We start from the raw sequence: 16,045 nt of genomic DNA, 5'->3' as shown, positions 1-16,045 counted from the left end.
CCTTGAGCCTAGTAAGTCCCAATTGGCGAGGAAAGTCGGGCCTGACGGGCGCGCGAGAGGAACCCGTGCACCGGCCTCATGCCGGGTGGGCCTCCTGGAGAAGGTCGCTGTCGCGCTCACGCTCCAGCATCCGCCGCAGTTCCCCGTCGACCAGGGCGAGATCGTCGTACGCCCCGCGCTGCACGACCCGGCCCTCGGAGAGGACCACCACCTCGTCCACCGCCTCCAGGCCGCGCAGCCGGTGGGTGATCAGCACGGTCGTCCGGCCCTCCGTCGCCCTGAGCAGGTCCGCGGTGAGCGCGTCGGCCGTCGCCAGGTCCAGGTGCTCGGCGGGCTCGTCCAGGACGAGCACCGGGAAGTCGGCAAGGAGCGCACGGGCCAGCGCGAGCCGCTGGCGCTGACCGCCCGACAGCCGGGCGCCGTACTCCCCGACCAGCGTGTCGAGGCCGTCCGGCAGCCCGTCCACCCAGTCGAGCAGCCGGGCCGCCGCCAGCGCATCGCGCATCGCGTCCTTGTCCGCGCCGGTACGGGCCAGCCGCAGGTTCTCCCGTACGGAGCTGTCGAAGATGTGGGCGTCCTGGGCGCAGAGACCGACCAGCCGGCGGACGTCGTCGCCGTCGAGCTCTGCCGTGTCCTTCCCGCCGATCCGATATGTGCCCTCGCGCGCGTCCAGGAAGCGCAGCAGCACCTGGGCGAGCGTGGTCTTGCCGGACCCGGAGGGCCCGACGACGGCGACGCGCCTGCCGGGGGTGAGCGTCAGGGTGAAGTCGCTCAGCGCGTCCCGGGTCTGCCCGTCGTAGCGGGCGGCGATTCCCCGCATCTCCACGGGGAAGGGCGACGCGGGGGCGGTGGCCGGGTGCTCCGGCTCCCGTACGGGGACAGGTGCGTCGAGCACCTCGTACACCCGCTCCGCGCTTCTCCTGACGCGCTGGCGCGCCTGTGCGGCGAGCGGCAGTGCGTTGACGGCCTCGAAGGCGGCGAGCGGCACCAGGACCACGACGGCGAGCCGGACCCCGTCCAGCCGTCCGGCGGCAACTGCCTGCACCCCGACGAGGGCGGCGGCCACCACGGTCAGCCCGCAGGTCAGCGCTGAGAGACCGCTGCCGAGCGCGGTGGCGGCCGCGGTCCTCGACGCGATCCGTGTGAGCACCGAGTCGGCGTCCTTCGCGTCCTTCGTACGACGGCTGAGCGCACCCGCGACCGTCAACTCACCCGTACCGGTGAGCAGATCGGTCACCCTGATCGCCAGGAGGCCCCGTGCCGAGGACAGTTGGCGCTCGGCCCGGCGCGCGCACGCGCCACTGACCATCGGCACCGCCACCCCGGCGACGAGTAGCCCGGCTGCGAGCACCGCCCCGGCCTCGGGCAGCAGCCACGCGGTGAACCCGGCACTCGCCACCGAGACCACTACGGCGACGGCGGCGGGCAGCGCCCAGCGCAGCCAGTAGTCCTGGAGCTGGTCGACGTCCGCGACCAGGCGGGACAGCAGATCACCGCGCCGTGTGGTGCGCAGCCCCGCCGGGGCGATCCGCTCCAGCCTGCGGTACACCGCCACCCGCACCTCGGCGAGCATCCGCAGCACCGCGTCGTGGGACACCAGGCGCTCGGCGTACCGGAACACGGCCCGCCCGATGCCGAACGCCCGGGTCGCCGTCACGGCCACCATCAGATACAGCACCGGCGGCTGCTCGGACACCCGCGAGATCAGCCACCCGGACACCGCCATCAGACCGACAGCCGACCCGAGCGCCAGCGCTCCCAACACCAGCGCCAGGACGAGACGGCCACGCAGGCCCTCGGCGGCGCCCCGCACTCGGGCCAGTACGTCCTGGGAGGCAGCGGGGGCTGAAGCAGTGGCCGCAGCAGCAGGTCCGGGAACGTCCACAGGGGATGCGGCGGCCGTTTCACCACGCCCCGCAACCGGCGCCACCGGGCCGCCGCTCAGGCCCTTTGCCGCGCTCAGCTCCACCACCCGATCCGCAACCGCGAGAAGCGCCGGGCGGTGGACCACCAGCAGGACCGTGCGGCCGGCCGACAGCCGCCGTACCGCGTCGACGATGCCCGCCTCGGTCGCGCCGTCCAGCGCCGCCGTCGGCTCGTCGAGCAGCAGGACCGGGCGGTCGGCGAGGAACGCCCTTGCCAGCGCCAGCCGTTGGCGCTGCCCGGCCGAGAGCCCGGCGCCGCCCTCCCCGAGCTCGGTCCCCAGACCGTCGGGCAGCGCGGTCACGAACTCCAGGGCGCCCGCGCCCCGCAGAGCCTCCCATACCGCCGTGTCGTCCGCGTCCGGCCGTGCCAGGCGTACGTTCTCCGCGATCGTCCCCGCGAACAGATGCGGCCGCTGGGGCACCCAGGCGACCCGCTCGCGCCACTGCTCCAGCGAGAGCGCGCCCAGATCGGCGCCGGAGATCCGCACCTGCCCCTCGTCCGGCTTCACGAAGCCGAGGACCGCGCCGAGAAAAGTCGACTTCCCGACCCCGCTGGGCCCGGTCAGCGCCACCGTCTCGCCCGGCTCCACCGTGAGCGAGGCCGTGGCCAACGAAGGTTCGCTGCGGCCTGGATGACGTACCGTCACTCCGTCCACCTCGATGCGGACCGGCCCCGACGGCACCGTGCCCGTACCGCCCTCGGGCAGCGGGGTCTCCAGGACCTCGAAGATCTCCTCGGCGGCCGAGAGCCCCTCCGCCGCCGCGTGGTACTGCGCACCCACCTGCCGCAGCGGCAGATACGCCTCGGGAGCGAGGACCAGGATCACCAGTCCGGTGTAGAGGTCCAGATCGCCGTGGACCAGCCGCATACCGATACCGACGGCCACCAGCGCTACCGACAGCGTCGCGAGGAGCTCCAGCGCGAACGACGACAGGAACGCGATCCGCAGGGTCTTCAGCGTGGCCCGGCGGTACTCGGAGGTGATCGTCCGGATCGACTCCGCCTGCGCCTTGGCCCGGCCGAACACCTTGAGCGTCGGCAGCCCGGCGACCACATCCAGGAAGTGGCCGGACAGCCGGGAGAGAAGGCGCCACTGGCGGTCGGTCTGCGCCTGGGTGGCCCAGCCGATGAGCGCCATGAAGAGCGGGATGAGCGGCAGGGTGACGACGATGGTCGCCGCCGACACCCAGTCCTCGGTGAGGATCCTGGCGAGCACCGCCGCCGGCACCACGACGGCGAGCCCCAACTGCGGGAGATAGCGCGAGAAGTAGTCGTCGAGCGCATCCACGCCCCGGGTCGCCAGCGCGACCAGCGACCCGGTCCGCTGTCCGCTCAACCACTCCGGTCCCAGCCGCGCGGCCCGCTCCAGCAGCCTCCCGCGCAGCTCCGACTTGACCGCCGCGCTCGCCCGGTTGGCCGCCAGCTCGGTCAGCCAGGAGACCAGCCCCCGTCCGACCGCCACCGCCCCGAGCAGCAGCAGCGGTGTCCGCAGACCGCCGACCCCATGGCCGTCCTGGAACGCCCCCACCACCACGTCGGCGATGAGCATCGCCTGCGCCACGACCAGCCCCGCGCCAACCAGCCCGAGGGCAACGACGGACGCGAGAAAGAGTCGGGTGGCCCGGGCGTATCGGAACAGTCGCGGGTCGATCGGTTTCACGTGAAACATCCCCCTCGCAGGGTCAGGAGGCCAGGGGCGGGGGTGTGTTTCACGTGAAACACACCCCCTACGTATGGACTCGGTGCGCGTCGGCGGGGATGTTTCACGTGAAACACCTCCCCCGTGCGGACTCAGTGCGCGTCGGCGATGTGCTGGGTGCCGATCCGCTTACGGAAGACCCAGTACGTCCAGCCCTGGTACAGCAGCACCACCGGAGTCGCGATACCCGCGCACCACGTCATGATCTTCAGGGTGTACGGGCTCGACGAGGCGTTGGAGACCGTGAGGTTCCACTCGTCGTGCAGTGAGGACGGCATGACGTTCGGGAAGAGCGTCAGGAAGAGCATCGCCACGGCGGCGGCGATCGTGATGCCCGACAGGGCGAACGACCAGCCTTCGCGGCCTGCCTTGACCGCTGCGAGCGCCCCGAGCAGGGCGACGACCGCGATCACCATCGCGACCAGGCTCTTGGTGTCACCGCGCGAGACCTGGGTCCAGATCAGGAACACAAGCGCCAGGACGGCCGTGACCAGACCCAGCTTCAGTGCCAGCGCCCTCGACCGCTCGCGGATCTCCCCGACGGTCTTCAGGGAGGTGAAGACCGAGCCGTGGAAGGTGAACAGGAACAGCGTCACCAGCCCGCCGAGGATCGAGTACACGTTGAGCAGGTCCCAGAAGGTGCCCACGTACTCCTTGTGCGCGTCGATCTTCACCCCGCGCACGATGTTGCCGAAGGCCACACCCCACAGGAAAGCCGGGATCAGCGAGGTCCAGAAGATGGCCTCCTCCCAGTTGCGCTGCCACTTCTCCTCGGGCCGCTTCGCCCGGTACTCGAAGGCCACACCGCGCACGATCAGACAGACCAGGATGATCAGCAGCGGCAGATAGAAGCCGGAGAAGAGCGTGGCGTACCACTCGGGGAAGGCGGCGAAGGTCGCGCCGCCGGCCGTGAGCAGCCACACCTCGTTGCCGTCCCAGACCGGTCCGATCGTGTTGATCAGGACCCGCTTCTCGGTGCGGTTCCGGGCCAGCAGCTTGGTGAGGACGCCGACTCCGAAGTCGAAGCCCTCCAGGAAGAAGTAGCCGGTCCACAGGACGGCGATGAGTACGAACCAGACGTCGTGGAGTTCCATGCCTCTGTCTCCTCAGCCTCAGTACGAGAAGGCCATCGGCCGGTCGGGGTCGCGGTCGTCCCCGCCGATCTTGGTGGGCGGGTTGAGGTCGGACTCGCTGAGCTCGGGCGGCCCGGCCTTGACGTACTTCGCGAGCAGCCGTACCTCGATCACCGCGAGCACGGCGTAGAGCAGAGTGAAGACGATCATCGAGGTGAGCACCTCGCCCTGCGAGACACCGGGGGAGACGGCGTCCTTGGTGCGCAGCACGCCGTACACGACCCAGGGCTGCCGGCCCATCTCGGTGAAGATCCAGCCCCAGGAGTTGGCGATCAGCGGGAAGCCGAGCGTCCAGATGGCGATGAACCAGTACCAGCCGGTCAGCCGGGTGCCGAGCGCCTTGTTGCGGAAGAGGACCAGATGCGGCACCTCGTCGTCACCGGTCCTGAGCCCCGGGGCCAGCAGGAACTTCTTGCGGGTGAGCCAGAGGCCCACGGCTCCGATGGCGAAGGAGGCCATACCGAAGCCGATCATCCAGCGGAAGCCCCAGAAGGTGACCGGGATGTTGGGCCGGTAGTCCCCGGGCCCGTACTTCTGCTGCTCCTGCTTGTTCACGTCGTTGATGCCGGGGACGTACGAGGAGAAGTTGTTGTCGGCGAGGAAGGAGAGCACGCCCGGGACCGAGATCTCGACGCTGTTGTGGCCCTTGGCCACGTCTCCGTAGGCGAATATCGAGAAGGGCGCCGACTTCTCGCCGTCCCACAGCGCTTCGGCCGCCGCCATCTTCATGGGCTGCTGCTTGAACATCACCTTGCCGAGCTGGTCACCGCTGACGGCCGTGAGCAGACCGCCCACGACGAGGGTGACCAGACCGAGCCGGAGCGAGGTGCGCATCACGGGGATGTGCTTCTTGCGGCGCAGGTGGATGGCGGAGACGCCGACCATGAACGCGCCACCGGTGAGGAAGGCCGCGGTGAGCGTGTGGAAGACGACGACCAGGGTGGTGTCCTGCGTCAGCACCTGCCAGAAGTCGGTGAGCTCCGCCCGCCCGGTGGCCTTGTTGTACTTGTAGCCGACCGGGTGCTGCATCCAGGAGTTGGCCGCCAGGATGAAGTACGCGGAGAGGATGGTGCCGATCGAGACCATCCAGATGCAGGCCAGATGGATCTTCTTTGGCAGCTTGTCCCAGCCGAAGATCCACAGCCCGATGAAGGTGGACTCGAAGAAGAAGGCGATGAGCGCCTCGAAGGCGAGCGGGGCACCGAAGATGTCACCCACGAACCGCGAGTAGTCGGACCAGTTCATCCCGAACTGGAACTCCTGGACGATGCCGGTGACCACGCCCATCGCGATGTTGATCAGGAAGAGCTTGCCCCAGAACTTCGTCGCCTTGAGGTACTTCTGGTTCTCGGTTCGCACCCACGCGGTCTGCAACCCGGCCGTCAGCGCGGCGAGCGAGATCGTGAGCGGGACGAAGAGGAAGTGGTAGACGGTAGTGATGCCGAACTGCCAGCGCGCCAGTGTTTCCGGCGCCAGAGCCAGATTCACAACGTCATCTCCTTACATCGCCGTGATCACAGTGGCGGTTTGCCCCTCTGATCCCACTGATTCCGGGACGAAGCGGGACACGCTTGTGAACGCGTTCACATTCACAAGCATTATGTCGCACACGCCTACGTGACCTTCAAGCGGGGGGTACCCCTGTGCGAGGGAGTCGCCGACGACACCCTTTGAGACACCCCTTCACGACGCCTTCAACATCTTGTTGAATTTCGGCCCATGCGCATACGGATCTCATGGCCGGGCGGGCAGCTCACCGCCACCCTCGACGAAACCCCCACGAGCGCGGCGCTCGCGGGGGCACTCCCGATCATCTCCACCGCCCGGACCTGGGGCGAGGAGGTCTACTTCGAGACACCGGTCTCCCCCGCGCTGGAGACGGACGCGCGCGAGGTGGTGGAGCCGGGCACGGTGGCGTTCTGGACCGAGGGCGACGCGCTGGCGCTGCCGTACGGCCCGACACCGGTCTCGCGCGGCGACGAATGCCGTCTGGCCAGCCCCTGCAACATCGTCGGCCGGATCGACGGCGACCCGAGGCTGCTCGCCACGGTCCGCACCGGCGACCGGATCCGGGTGGACCGGCTCCAGGACCCGGCCTAGGGCCTGTCCGAGGCCACAGGCGGAAGTCCGGGGCACCTCCCGGGCCCCGGACCGGTCGGGCGGCGCTCCGCCCGGCAGCCTCAGTTCGCCTTGCGGAAGCCCTCGGCCACCTTCAGGAACAGGTCGTTCGCCTCGGTCTCGCCGATCGTGACCCGTACGCCCTCGCCCGCGAACGGCCGGATGACCACACCCGCCGCCTCACACGCCTGCGCGAACTCGACCGTGCGCTCGCCCAGGCGCAGCCAGACGAAGTTCGCCTGCGTCTCGGGAACGGTCCAGCCCTGGCCCACCAGCCCCTCGTACACCCGGGCGCGCTCGCCCACCAACGAGCCGACCCGGCCGAGCAGTTCGTCCTCGGCGCGCAGCGAGGCGACCGCCGCGTCCTGGGCGAGCTGGCTGACGCCGAAGGGGACGGCCGTCTTGCGCAGCGCCGCCGCGACCGGCTCGTGGGCGACCGCGAAGCCGATCCGGAGCCCGGCGAGCCCGTACGCCTTGGAGAAGGTGCGCAGCACCGCCACGTTCGGGCGCTCGCGGTAGATCTCCAGCCCGTCCGGCACCTCGGCGTCGCGGACGAACTCCTTGTACGCCTCGTCCAGGACCACCAGCACGTCCGAGGGCACCCGGTCGAGGAATCGTTCCAGCTCCGCCCGGCGGACCACGGTGCCGGTCGGGTTGTTCGGGTTGCAGACGAAGATCAGCCGGGTGCGGTCGGTGATCGCTTCGGCCATCGCGTCCAGGTCGTGCACATCGCCCGGGGTCAGCGGCACCTTCACCGAGGTCGCCCCGCTGATCTGGGTGATGATCGGGTACGCCTCGAAGGAGCGCCAGGCGTAGATGACCTCGTCGCCGGGGCCGGAGGTGGCCTGGATCAGCGACTGGGCGACACCGACCGAGCCGGTGCCCGTGGCGAGGTGGGAGAGCGGCACGCCGAAGCGGTCGGCCAGCTCGTTCATGAGGCCGGTGCAGGCCATGTCCGGGTAGCGGTTGAAGCTCCCGGCGGCGGCGATCGCGCTCTCCATCACGCCCGGCAGCGGCGGGTACGGGTTCTCGTTGGAGGACAGCTTGTACGCGACCGGGCCGCCGGCCGCGGCGGGCTTGCCGGGCTTGTAGGTGGGGATGCCGTCCAGCTCGGCGCGCAGCTTGGGGCTCGTCTCGCTCACCGCAGGTCCTCCTCGACCGTTCCGTCCGTACGAATACTGCTCACCTTATGAGGATTCGGCGTCCCTGCGAAGGGCCACGGGCAACCTCCGGATCCGGCCGCCCTCCGCCCGGCCGGTCCCCGGGAGACGTGGGCATGCCGGAGGGGGAGCGCTCCCCGTCACAGCCGTGCGCCGGTGGCTCGCGCGGTGGCGCGCATCCCTCGTACAGGTGAGTTGAGACCTCTTCGAAACATCGGGCATTCGGCAGCTGCCCACCGATCGACAACCGCCACCACAACGCGACTCGGTCCAACTACCAGGCAAATCAAGGTCATTAGCCGTCAATGATCATGCAGAAACGTGCCTGTCAACGCGTGCATATGCACCCGGGCCAACTGTCTCGCCTCGCCCTACTATCGGCTCGCCATGACAGCAGCAGGGAAGCACCAGGTGAGCCGGTCGACCGGTCGCCGGCTGGGGCGGGCGGGCATTCGGGACGTGGCCGCCGCCGCCGGTGTCTCCATCACGACCGTCTCCGACGCGCTCAACGGCAAGGGCCGGCTCCCCGACGCCACCCGCCGCCACGTCCGCGAGGTCGCAGACCGGCTGGGCTATCGCCCATCCGCAGCGGCCCGCACGCTCCGTACCGGAAAGTCCGGCCTCATCGGCCTGACCGTGACGACGTACGGGGATGAACCTTTCACCTTCACCGAGTTCGCCTACTTCGCCGAGATGGCGAGGGCCGCGACATCCGCCGCGCTCGCGCGCGGGTACGCCCTCGTCATCCTGCCCGCCACCTCACGCCGCAGCCCCGCGGACGTCTGGTCGAACGTCGCCCTCGACGGCACCGTCGTGATCGACCCCTCCGACCAGGACCCCGTCGTCACCGAACTGGTCCGCCAGGGCCTGCCGGTGGTCTCCGACGGCCGCCCGGCGGGTTCGCTGCCGGTGACCGCCTGGGTCGACAACGACCACGAGGCCGCCGTACTGGAACTCCTCGACCATCTCGCCGCCGCCGGCGCCCGCCGGATCGGCCTCCTCACCGGCACCACCACCGACACCTATACCCGGCTCTCCACCGAGGCGTATCTGCGCTGGTGCGAGCGCGTCGGGCAGGACCCGGTCTACGAGTCCTACCCCGCCCACGACCCGTGCGCGGGCGCCGTCGCGGCCGACCGGCTGCTCGCCCGCCCGGACCGGCCCGACGCCGTGTACGGACTGTTCGACCCCAACGGCACCGATCTGCTGGCGGCCGCCCGCAGATACGGCCTGCGGGTGCCCGAGGACCTGCTGCTCGTCTGCTGCAGCGAGTCCACCGTGTACGCGACCACCGAGCCGCCGATCACCACGCTCTCGCTCAAACCCCGGCGTATCGGCACCGCCGTGGTCCAACTGCTCATCGACGCCATCGAGGGAATCGACCACGGTCACCCGATCGAGCAGGTGATACCGACCGAACTCATCGTCCGTACGTCGTCGCAGCGCAGGTCGCCGCGGACGACGGTCAGTCCCCCGCGCTCCCCCGTGGCGGAGCCGCGCAGAGGACTCGGACAGGACCCGAACGTGCCCGACAGGAGCCCCGACAGCGATACGGACCAGGACTAGACCAACACAATGGGGACATAACAACCGGTGAACCATGGTTGCGCCGGGATTCACCACCCCTGGTGCGTCACACAGCACGAGCCTCATTCCTATGATGGGCGCACGACACCACGGATCCCCGCCCGACCAGGGGGACCTCACGGTGTACGGCGGCGCGACGGTGGTGGAGGGGTCGATGACTCAGGGGGCCGGTCAGGGACCCGAGCGGACGGAGACGTTGCGTGACTTCCGGGTGCCTCCGTACGCGCAGGCTCCCGCGCATTCCGCGCAGGTCCCCCCGCCGCCCCCACCTGTCGAGATGCCTCCGCCACCCGCGCAGCCGCACCCTCCCGCGGCCGTGCACCCGGCGGAGGCGTACCCCTCGGACATCCACCCGGGGAACGCCTTTCCGGACGACGGGGAGCCGGAGGGCTACACCCCGACGGCACGCGACCTCCCGGTGATCAACCGGGGGGATACCGTGCAGGTCCGGGTGCCCAGCGAGCCCACCCCGGCGCCCCTGCCGGACGGCCTCGGGCCGCTCTTCGTCGTGGGCGACGTCCACGGCTACCTCGACGAACTCCTGGCCGCGCTCCGCGAGCAGGGGCTGATCGACGTCGACGGGAACTGGGCGGCGGGCAACGCCCGTCTCTGGTTCCTCGGCGACTTCACCGACCGGGGCCCCGACGGCATCGGCGTCATCGACCTGGTGATGCGGCTGTCGGCCGAGGCCGCGGCGGCCGGCGGCTACTGCAAGGCCCTCATGGGCAACCACGAGCTGCTGCTGATCGGGGCCAAGCGCTTCGGCGACACCCCGGTCAACTCCGGTGCCGGCACCGCCACCTTCCAGGCCGCCTGGCTGCTCAACGGCGGCCAGAAGGCCGACATGGACCGCCTCCAGGACGTCCACCTCCAGTGGATGTCCCGCCTCGACGCGATCGAGCAGGAGGACGGGCATCTGCTGATGCACTCCGACACCACCGCCTACCTGGAGTACGGCGACTCCATCGAGGCCGTCAACGACACCGTGCACGCGATGCTCACCCGCAACGACGCCGACGAGTGCTGGGACCTGTTCCGGAAGTTCACCAAGCGCTTCGCCTTCCGCGACGAGGCCGGGCCCGAGGCCGCGCGCGAGCTGCTCTCGGCATACGGCGGACAGCGGGTGGTCCACGGACACAGCCCCATTCCCTATCTCCTGGGCGAAGTGGGCACCGAAGACGGTGAGGAAGACTCCCGTCCGGTCGTGGAGGGCCCGCATGTATACGCGGACGGCCTCGCCATCGCGATGGACGGTGGGGTGACCATGGCCGGAAAACTGCTGGTCGTGCAGTTGCCTCTGCATGACTGACGCGTAATCGGGAAAGCACCGGCTCGGGCGGCGGCGAAGGTGATTTCGGAAACACCCTGTCACCCCGTGCCGTCACCGCTCTACCATCGGCTTATCCGTAGCAGGCTCTCCTCCGTTTCCGCCCGATTGCCCGTTCATCAGGCGGGCTTTCCGGCCCTACGGAGCATCGGGGGATGCACATGAACAGCGCTCCGCACCTGCTGACCGAGGACCGCCCGGAGTTCGAGCGGATCCTCGACGACGCACTGCGCACCGCGCCCGACCGGCCCGAGCTGGCCGGTGTAGGAGTACGGCTCAACACCGAGCAGTTGCGCACCATGGTGCTCAACGCCGGTGCACTGGTATCGGCGGCCGCAGCGGCCGAGTACGACCACTACGTCAGGGTGCGCGAGGAGTTGCGCGCGCCCACCACCCCCGCGCTCACCTCGGAACGCGGCTCGGTGATGACGCCTCCGGTGGTCGACAGCCCGGATTCCACCTCGGGTGCGGGCGTCGGCGCGGTCGTCGCGGTGCTGGCTCCCGTCCTCGCCGGGACCGCCGCCGCGATCTTCCTGCTGGTGGGCTACATCCTGAAGATGCTCAACCCCGAGCCCGCCTTCGCCGACACTTTACTGACCGCGGGCTGGTTCTTCGGCGCGCTCACGGCCGCCGCGATACTCGCCGCCGCGGTCAGCCTTCTGCTCACCGCGATCCGTAACGGCGCCACCCAGGTCGTCGCCGAGCCCGAGGAGGGCGAGGCGGGCGACGAGAGAGCGCAGGAGGTCTCCCGGGCCCGTGAGGCATGGCGCCACGCCCTGGTGGAACGAGGGATCTATCCGTTCCTGCGCGAGGCCCTGGCCGACCCGGGGGCCGGGTCGGGCACGTCCTCGCGCCGCTCGGCGGGACGGATACCGTCCCTCGGCTACGACCGGCCCGACTTCGACAGCCGGGGCGAGTCCTCCACGGGAACCCGGCCCAGCTTCACCAGTCCGGACTTCACCAGCCCCGACTTCGGGGGCCCCGAACACCAGCCGGACTGACCGGCTTCGGGGCACGTGTTTCACGTGAAACCAGCGAGGCCCCGCGGCCCCGTCCGTTTCACGTGAAACCAGGAGTACGTCTGGGCCCGCGGCCGTGGATGAGGCCACGGCCACGCATGTTTCACGTGAAACAGGGACGCCTGTTTCACGTGAAACATCGGTAGGCGTACGTCACTCCGCGATCGGCAGATAGACGCGGTTGCCCGCCGCCGCGAACTCCTTGGACTTCTCCGCCATTCCGGCCTCGATGTCCCCCGCCGCCAGATCCCCGCCGTGCTCGCGCCGGATGTCCTGCGAGATCTTCATCGAGCAGAACTTCGGCCCGCACATCGAGCAGAAGTGAGCGGTCTTGGCCGGCTCGGCGGGCAGCGTCTCGTCGTGGAACTCCCGGGCGGTGTCCGGGTCGAGGGCCAGATTGAACTGGTCCTCCCAGCGGAACTCGAAGCGCGCGTCCGAGAGCGCGTCGTCCCACTCCTGGGCGCCCGGATGGCCCTTGGCGAGATCGGCCGCGTGTGCCGCGATCTTGTACGTGATGACGCCCGTCTTCACGTCGTCGCGGTTCGGCAGACCCAGGTGCTCCTTGGGCGTGACGTAGCACAGCATCGCGGTGCCCCACCAGGCGATCATCGCCGCGCCGATACCCGAGGTGATGTGGTCGTACGCCGGGGCGACATCGGTGGTCAGCGGGCCGAGCGTGTAGAACGGCGCCTCCTCGCAGATCTCCTGCTGGAGGTCGATGTTCTCCTTGATCTTGTGCATCGGGACATGGCCCGGGCCCTCGATCATCGTCTGGACGTTGTGGCGCTTGGCGATCGTGTTGAGCTCGCCGAGCGTGCGCAGCTCGGCGAACTGCGCCTCGTCGTTGGCGTCCGCGATGGAGCCCGGACGCAGTCCGTCGCCCAGGGAGTACGTCACGTCGTACGCCGCGAGGATCTCGCAGAGCTCCTCGAAGTTCTCGTAGAGGAACGACTCCTTGTGGTGCGCCAGGCACCAGGCGGCCATGATCGAGCCGCCGCGCGAGACGATGCCGGTCTTGCGGCGGGCGGTGAGCGGCACGTACCGCAGCAGTACACCGGCGTGGACCGTCATGTAGTCGACGCCCTGCTCGGCCTGCTCGATGACCGTGTCCTTGTAGATGTCCCAGGTCAGCTCCTCGGCGCGGCCGTCGACCTTCTCCAGTGCCTGGTAGAGCGGCACGGTGCCGATCGGGACGGGGGAGTTGCGCAGCACCCACTCGCGGGTGGTGTGGATGTTGCGGCCGGTGGAGAGGTCCATGACCGTGTCGGCACCCCAGCGGGTGGCCCACGTCATCTTGTCCACCTCCTCCTCGATGGAGGAGGTGACGGCGGAGTTGCCGATGTTGGCGTTGACCTTCACCAGGAACCGCTTGCCGATGATCATCGGCTCGATCTCGGGGTGGTTCACGTTGGCGGGGAGCACCGCGCGACCCGCCGCGATCTCCTCGCGCACGACCTCGGGGGAGACGTTCTCGCGGATCGCGACGTACTCCATCTCCGGGGTGATCTCGCCCCGGCGGGCGTACGCGAGCTGGGTGACGGCCTGGCCGCCCCGGCCCCGGCGCGGCTGGCGCGGGCGGCCCGGGAAGACCGCGTCGAGGTTCTTCAGGCCGCCGCGCGGCGAGGTGTGCTTGATGCCGTCGTCCTCGGGGCGGACGGGGCGGCCCGCGTACTCCTCGGTGTCCCCGCGCGCGATGATCCAGTTCTCCCGGAGCGGGGCCAGACCACGGCGGACGTCCGTCTCGATGTTCGGGTCCGTGTACGGCCCGGACGTGTCGTACAGCGTGACGTCCTTGCCGTTGGTGAGGTGCACCTGGCGGACCGGCACCCGGAGGTCGGGGCGCGAGCCCTCGACGTATCCCTTGTGCCAGCCGATGGACTTCCCGGCCTCGTTCTGGTTCGAGGCAGGCGTGCGTGCGTCCTGAATGGTCATGAGACCTACTCCCTACGCCGGCATTACCCGGTAACAGGTTCGGCGGTCGGCGCAGCTGCTTCCGTACGGCTCGTACGGCTTTCAGCGCCCTCTCAGCCCGGTGCTCCGAGCTCCCGCGTGTGCAAAGGTGTCACCACGCTAGCGTCATCCACAGCGCGCTGAACAGAGGGGCCCCGCCGTTGTTGCGATGATCTGGTGGTGACGTCAGCAGAGCAGCCACCCGAAGACGCCCACGGACATCCGCCCGGCCAGGGCCATGGGCACTCCCACGGCCACGGTCCCGCGGCGCCCGTCTCCAAGCATCTGCGCAAGGTGATCGCCGCCGTGCTGATCCCCTTCTCGCTGGCGGTGCTCGTCGGACTCGCGGTGCTGTGGCCCGGAGGTACCCCTGCCCATCAGCGCACCGGCGTCGGCTTCGACCGCCAGACCCAGCAGGCGAAGGTCGTCTCCCTCCAGAAGGTCGACTGCAAGACGGTCAACGCCGGGCAGACCCCGCCGAGCGGCGACACCACGAACCCCGAGGGCCAGGCGGCCAAGCCATCCCAGCGGGGCCAGTGCGCCAAGGCGACCATCGAGGTGACCAGCGGCAACGAGAAGGGCCGCACCTTCACCGAGATCGTCCAGCCGGACGCGCCGCGCCAACTGCACCAGGGGCAGGGCGTGATCGTCGCGTACGCCCCCGACGCTCCGCACGATCTGCAGTACTCGGTGACCGATGTGAACCGGCGGTTCCCGATGGCGCTGCTGGCGGGTGTCTTCGCCCTCGTGGTGGTGGCCGTCGGCCGGCTGCGCGGGGTGATGGCGCTCATCGCCCTGGTCGTCTCGTTCGCCGTGCTGACGCTGTTCATCCTCCCGGCGATCCTCCAGGGCTCCAACCCCCTGCTGGTGGCGGTGGTCGGATCGAGCGCGATCATGCTGATCGCGCTGTACATGTGCCATGGCCTGTCGGCGCGTACCTCCGTCGCCGTACTGGGCACGCTGATCTCGCTCGTCCTGATCGGGCTGCTCGGGTCGCTCTTCATCGGCTGGGCCTCACTGACCGGCAACACCGACGACAACACCGGTCTCATCCACGGGCTCTATCCGGACATCGACATGTCCGGTCTGCTGCTGGCCGGGGTGATCATCGGCTCGCTGGGTGTGCTCGACGATGTGACGGTCACCCAGACGTCGGCGGTCTGGGAGCTGCACGAGGCGAATCCGGCGATGGGCCCGCGCGGGCTGTACCGGGCGGCCATCCGGATCGGCCGCGACCACATCGCGTCGGTGGTCAACACCCTGGTGCTGGCGTACGCGGGCGCGGCGCTGCCGCTGCTGCTGCTGTTCTCCATCGCGCAGAGCAGCGTGGGAACGGTGGCCAACAGCGAACTGGTGGCCGAGGAGATCGTCCGGACGCTCGTGGGCTCGATCGGTCTGGTGGCCTCGGTTCCCGTGACCACCGCCCTCGCCGCCCTGGTGGTCTCGGCCGACCGCCCGGCCGTGGCGTCCGGCGGACCGAGGCGGGGTGGGCGGGGCCGGCGCCGCAAGAAGTAACCACCGCGAGAAGGAGCCGCCGCGGGAAGACACCACGGCGTACGGGGGAGAGGCACGGCCGCGAACACCCGGTGCGGCGACGAGGGGGCGGCGCTCAGCCCGCGTTCTGCTCCTCGGCCAGGATCCGTCCGAGCGCCTCGTCCAGATGTCCGTCGAAGTCACCGAACGCCCGCTCCTGCCCCAGCGGTACGAGCCTGTCGGTGCGGTCGAGGAAGGCCACCAAGGGCCCGGCCCCGGCCCGGAACAGCGCCCTCTCGCCCCCCACCTGGAGCCGGATGTGGACGTCGGAGAGCTCCTCGGGGCGCGAGGGCGCGATGTGCACATCGCCGTCACCGGTGGGGCAGTTGATGCCGTCGAGCAGCAGTTCCCGTCCGAACGTCCAGGTCACGGGTTCGTCGCCGGGGAGGTGGAAGGTCATGCGGACCGCGTACGGATCGTCGGCGCGGTAGGTGAGCTCCACCGGGATCCTGAAGGAGAGCTCCTCGGAGACGAGGAAGCTCATCATGACCTCTGCCAGGACCTCGCGCATCATCTACCCCGCTGTAGCTGAAATGGCCAGGAATGATCCCTGGCCGTCTTGACGCCATCGTGGTCGAAGCCCTAGCAGATCA

The 16,045-nt window shown here is 69.7% G+C and carries 10 protein-coding genes and 1 pseudogene; 5 read left to right on the top strand and 6 right to left on the bottom strand.

Features of this window, described 5'->3' with window-relative positions; translation table 11 throughout:
- Positions 1 to 76 precede the first annotated feature (76 nt).
- The 3 genes from cydD to ABD236_RS27950 form a co-directional block, all read right to left on the bottom strand.
- The gene (cydD, locus tag ABD236_RS27960) at positions 77 to 3,595 is read right to left on the bottom strand and encodes a thiol reductant ABC exporter subunit CydD (RefSeq protein WP_425543972.1); all 3,519 of its coding nucleotides are present in this window, start codon (positions 3,593 to 3,595) and stop codon (positions 77 to 79) included.
- Positions 3,596 to 3,717: 122 nt separating this feature from the next.
- Positions 3,718 to 4,719: a cytochrome d ubiquinol oxidase subunit II gene (cydB, locus tag ABD236_RS27955; RefSeq protein ID WP_344078252.1), complete on the bottom strand. Its 1,002-nt coding sequence runs from the start codon at positions 4,717 to 4,719 to the stop codon at positions 3,718 to 3,720.
- A gap of 18 nt (positions 4,720 to 4,737) precedes the next feature.
- Positions 4,738 to 6,246: a cytochrome ubiquinol oxidase subunit I gene (locus ABD236_RS27950; RefSeq protein WP_344078250.1), complete on the bottom strand. Its 1,509-nt coding sequence runs from the start codon at positions 6,244 to 6,246 to the stop codon at positions 4,738 to 4,740.
- Between the two features lie 231 nt (positions 6,247 to 6,477).
- Here ABD236_RS27950 and ABD236_RS27945 point away from each other — a divergent pair, with 231 nt between their 5' ends.
- On the top strand, positions 6,478 to 6,858 hold the full coding sequence (locus ABD236_RS27945; protein ID WP_344078248.1) for a cyclophilin-like fold protein: 381 nt from the start codon (positions 6,478 to 6,480) through the stop codon (positions 6,856 to 6,858).
- A gap of 80 nt (positions 6,859 to 6,938) precedes the next feature.
- On the opposite strand, the gene hisC is transcribed toward ABD236_RS27945, so the two are convergent.
- On the bottom strand, positions 6,939 to 8,018 hold the full coding sequence (gene hisC / locus ABD236_RS27940) for a histidinol-phosphate transaminase (RefSeq protein ID WP_344078246.1): 1,080 nt from the start codon (positions 8,016 to 8,018) through the stop codon (positions 6,939 to 6,941).
- Between the two features lie 405 nt (positions 8,019 to 8,423).
- Between hisC and ABD236_RS27935 the strand changes: the two are divergent.
- The 3 genes and pseudogenes from ABD236_RS27935 to ABD236_RS27925 all read left to right on the top strand — a co-directional run.
- Positions 8,424 to 9,530, top strand: a pseudogene (locus ABD236_RS27935) (LacI family DNA-binding transcriptional regulator); the annotation flags it as partial.
- Positions 9,531 to 9,762: 232 nt separating this feature from the next.
- On the top strand, positions 9,763 to 10,932 hold the full coding sequence (locus ABD236_RS27930; protein ID WP_425543978.1) for a metallophosphoesterase: 1,170 nt from the start codon (positions 9,763 to 9,765) through the stop codon (positions 10,930 to 10,932).
- Positions 10,933 to 11,105: 173 nt separating this feature from the next.
- The gene (locus ABD236_RS27925; protein ID WP_344078244.1) at positions 11,106 to 11,951 is read left to right on the top strand and encodes a hypothetical protein; all 846 of its coding nucleotides are present in this window, start codon (positions 11,106 to 11,108) and stop codon (positions 11,949 to 11,951) included.
- 171 nt (positions 11,952 to 12,122) lie between these two features.
- Here the strand turns inward: ABD236_RS27925 and thiC are convergent, their stop codons facing one another.
- Complete coding sequence (thiC, locus tag ABD236_RS27920) at positions 12,123 to 13,901, bottom strand: phosphomethylpyrimidine synthase ThiC (protein WP_344078242.1); 1,779 nt, start codon at positions 13,899 to 13,901, stop codon at positions 12,123 to 12,125.
- A gap of 198 nt (positions 13,902 to 14,099) precedes the next feature.
- Here thiC and ABD236_RS27915 point away from each other — a divergent pair, with 198 nt between their 5' ends.
- Positions 14,100 to 15,434 (top strand): YibE/F family protein, encoded by a 1,335-nt coding sequence (locus tag ABD236_RS27915; RefSeq protein WP_344078240.1) that lies wholly within the window; start codon positions 14,100 to 14,102, stop codon positions 15,432 to 15,434.
- Between the two features lie 94 nt (positions 15,435 to 15,528).
- Here ABD236_RS27915 and ABD236_RS27910 read toward each other — a convergent pair whose 3' ends face one another.
- Positions 15,529 to 15,966, bottom strand: a complete 438-nt coding sequence (locus ABD236_RS27910; RefSeq protein WP_344078238.1) for an SsgA family sporulation/cell division regulator — start codon at positions 15,964 to 15,966, stop codon at positions 15,529 to 15,531.
- Positions 15,967 to 16,045: the final 79 nt, after the last annotated feature.

The organism is Streptomyces crystallinus, from assembly GCF_039521265.1.
Classification (GTDB): domain Bacteria; phylum Actinomycetota; class Actinomycetes; order Streptomycetales; family Streptomycetaceae; genus Streptomyces; species Streptomyces crystallinus.
This window is presented reverse-complemented; position numbering and strand designations above follow the sequence as displayed.

What these genes read in the sequence shown, in the direction of transcription:
- cydD (WP_425543972.1), bottom strand. Translation starts at nt 3,595, where the DNA reads ATGTTTCACGTGAAACCGATCGACCCGCGACTGTTCCGATACGCCCGG.
- cydB (WP_344078252.1), bottom strand. Translation starts at nt 4,719, where the DNA reads ATGGAACTCCACGACGTCTGGTTCGTACTCATCGCCGTCCTGTGGACC.
- ABD236_RS27945 (WP_344078248.1), top strand. Translation starts at nt 6,478, where the DNA reads ATGCGCATACGGATCTCATGGCCGGGCGGGCAGCTCACCGCCACCCTC.
- ABD236_RS27925 (WP_344078244.1), top strand. Translation starts at nt 11,106, where the DNA reads ATGCACATGAACAGCGCTCCGCACCTGCTGACCGAGGACCGCCCGGAG.
- thiC (WP_344078242.1), bottom strand. Translation starts at nt 13,901, where the DNA reads ATGACCATTCAGGACGCACGCACGCCTGCCTCGAACCAGAACGAGGCC.
- ABD236_RS27910 (WP_344078238.1), bottom strand. Translation starts at nt 15,966, where the DNA reads ATGATGCGCGAGGTCCTGGCAGAGGTCATGATGAGCTTCCTCGTCTCC.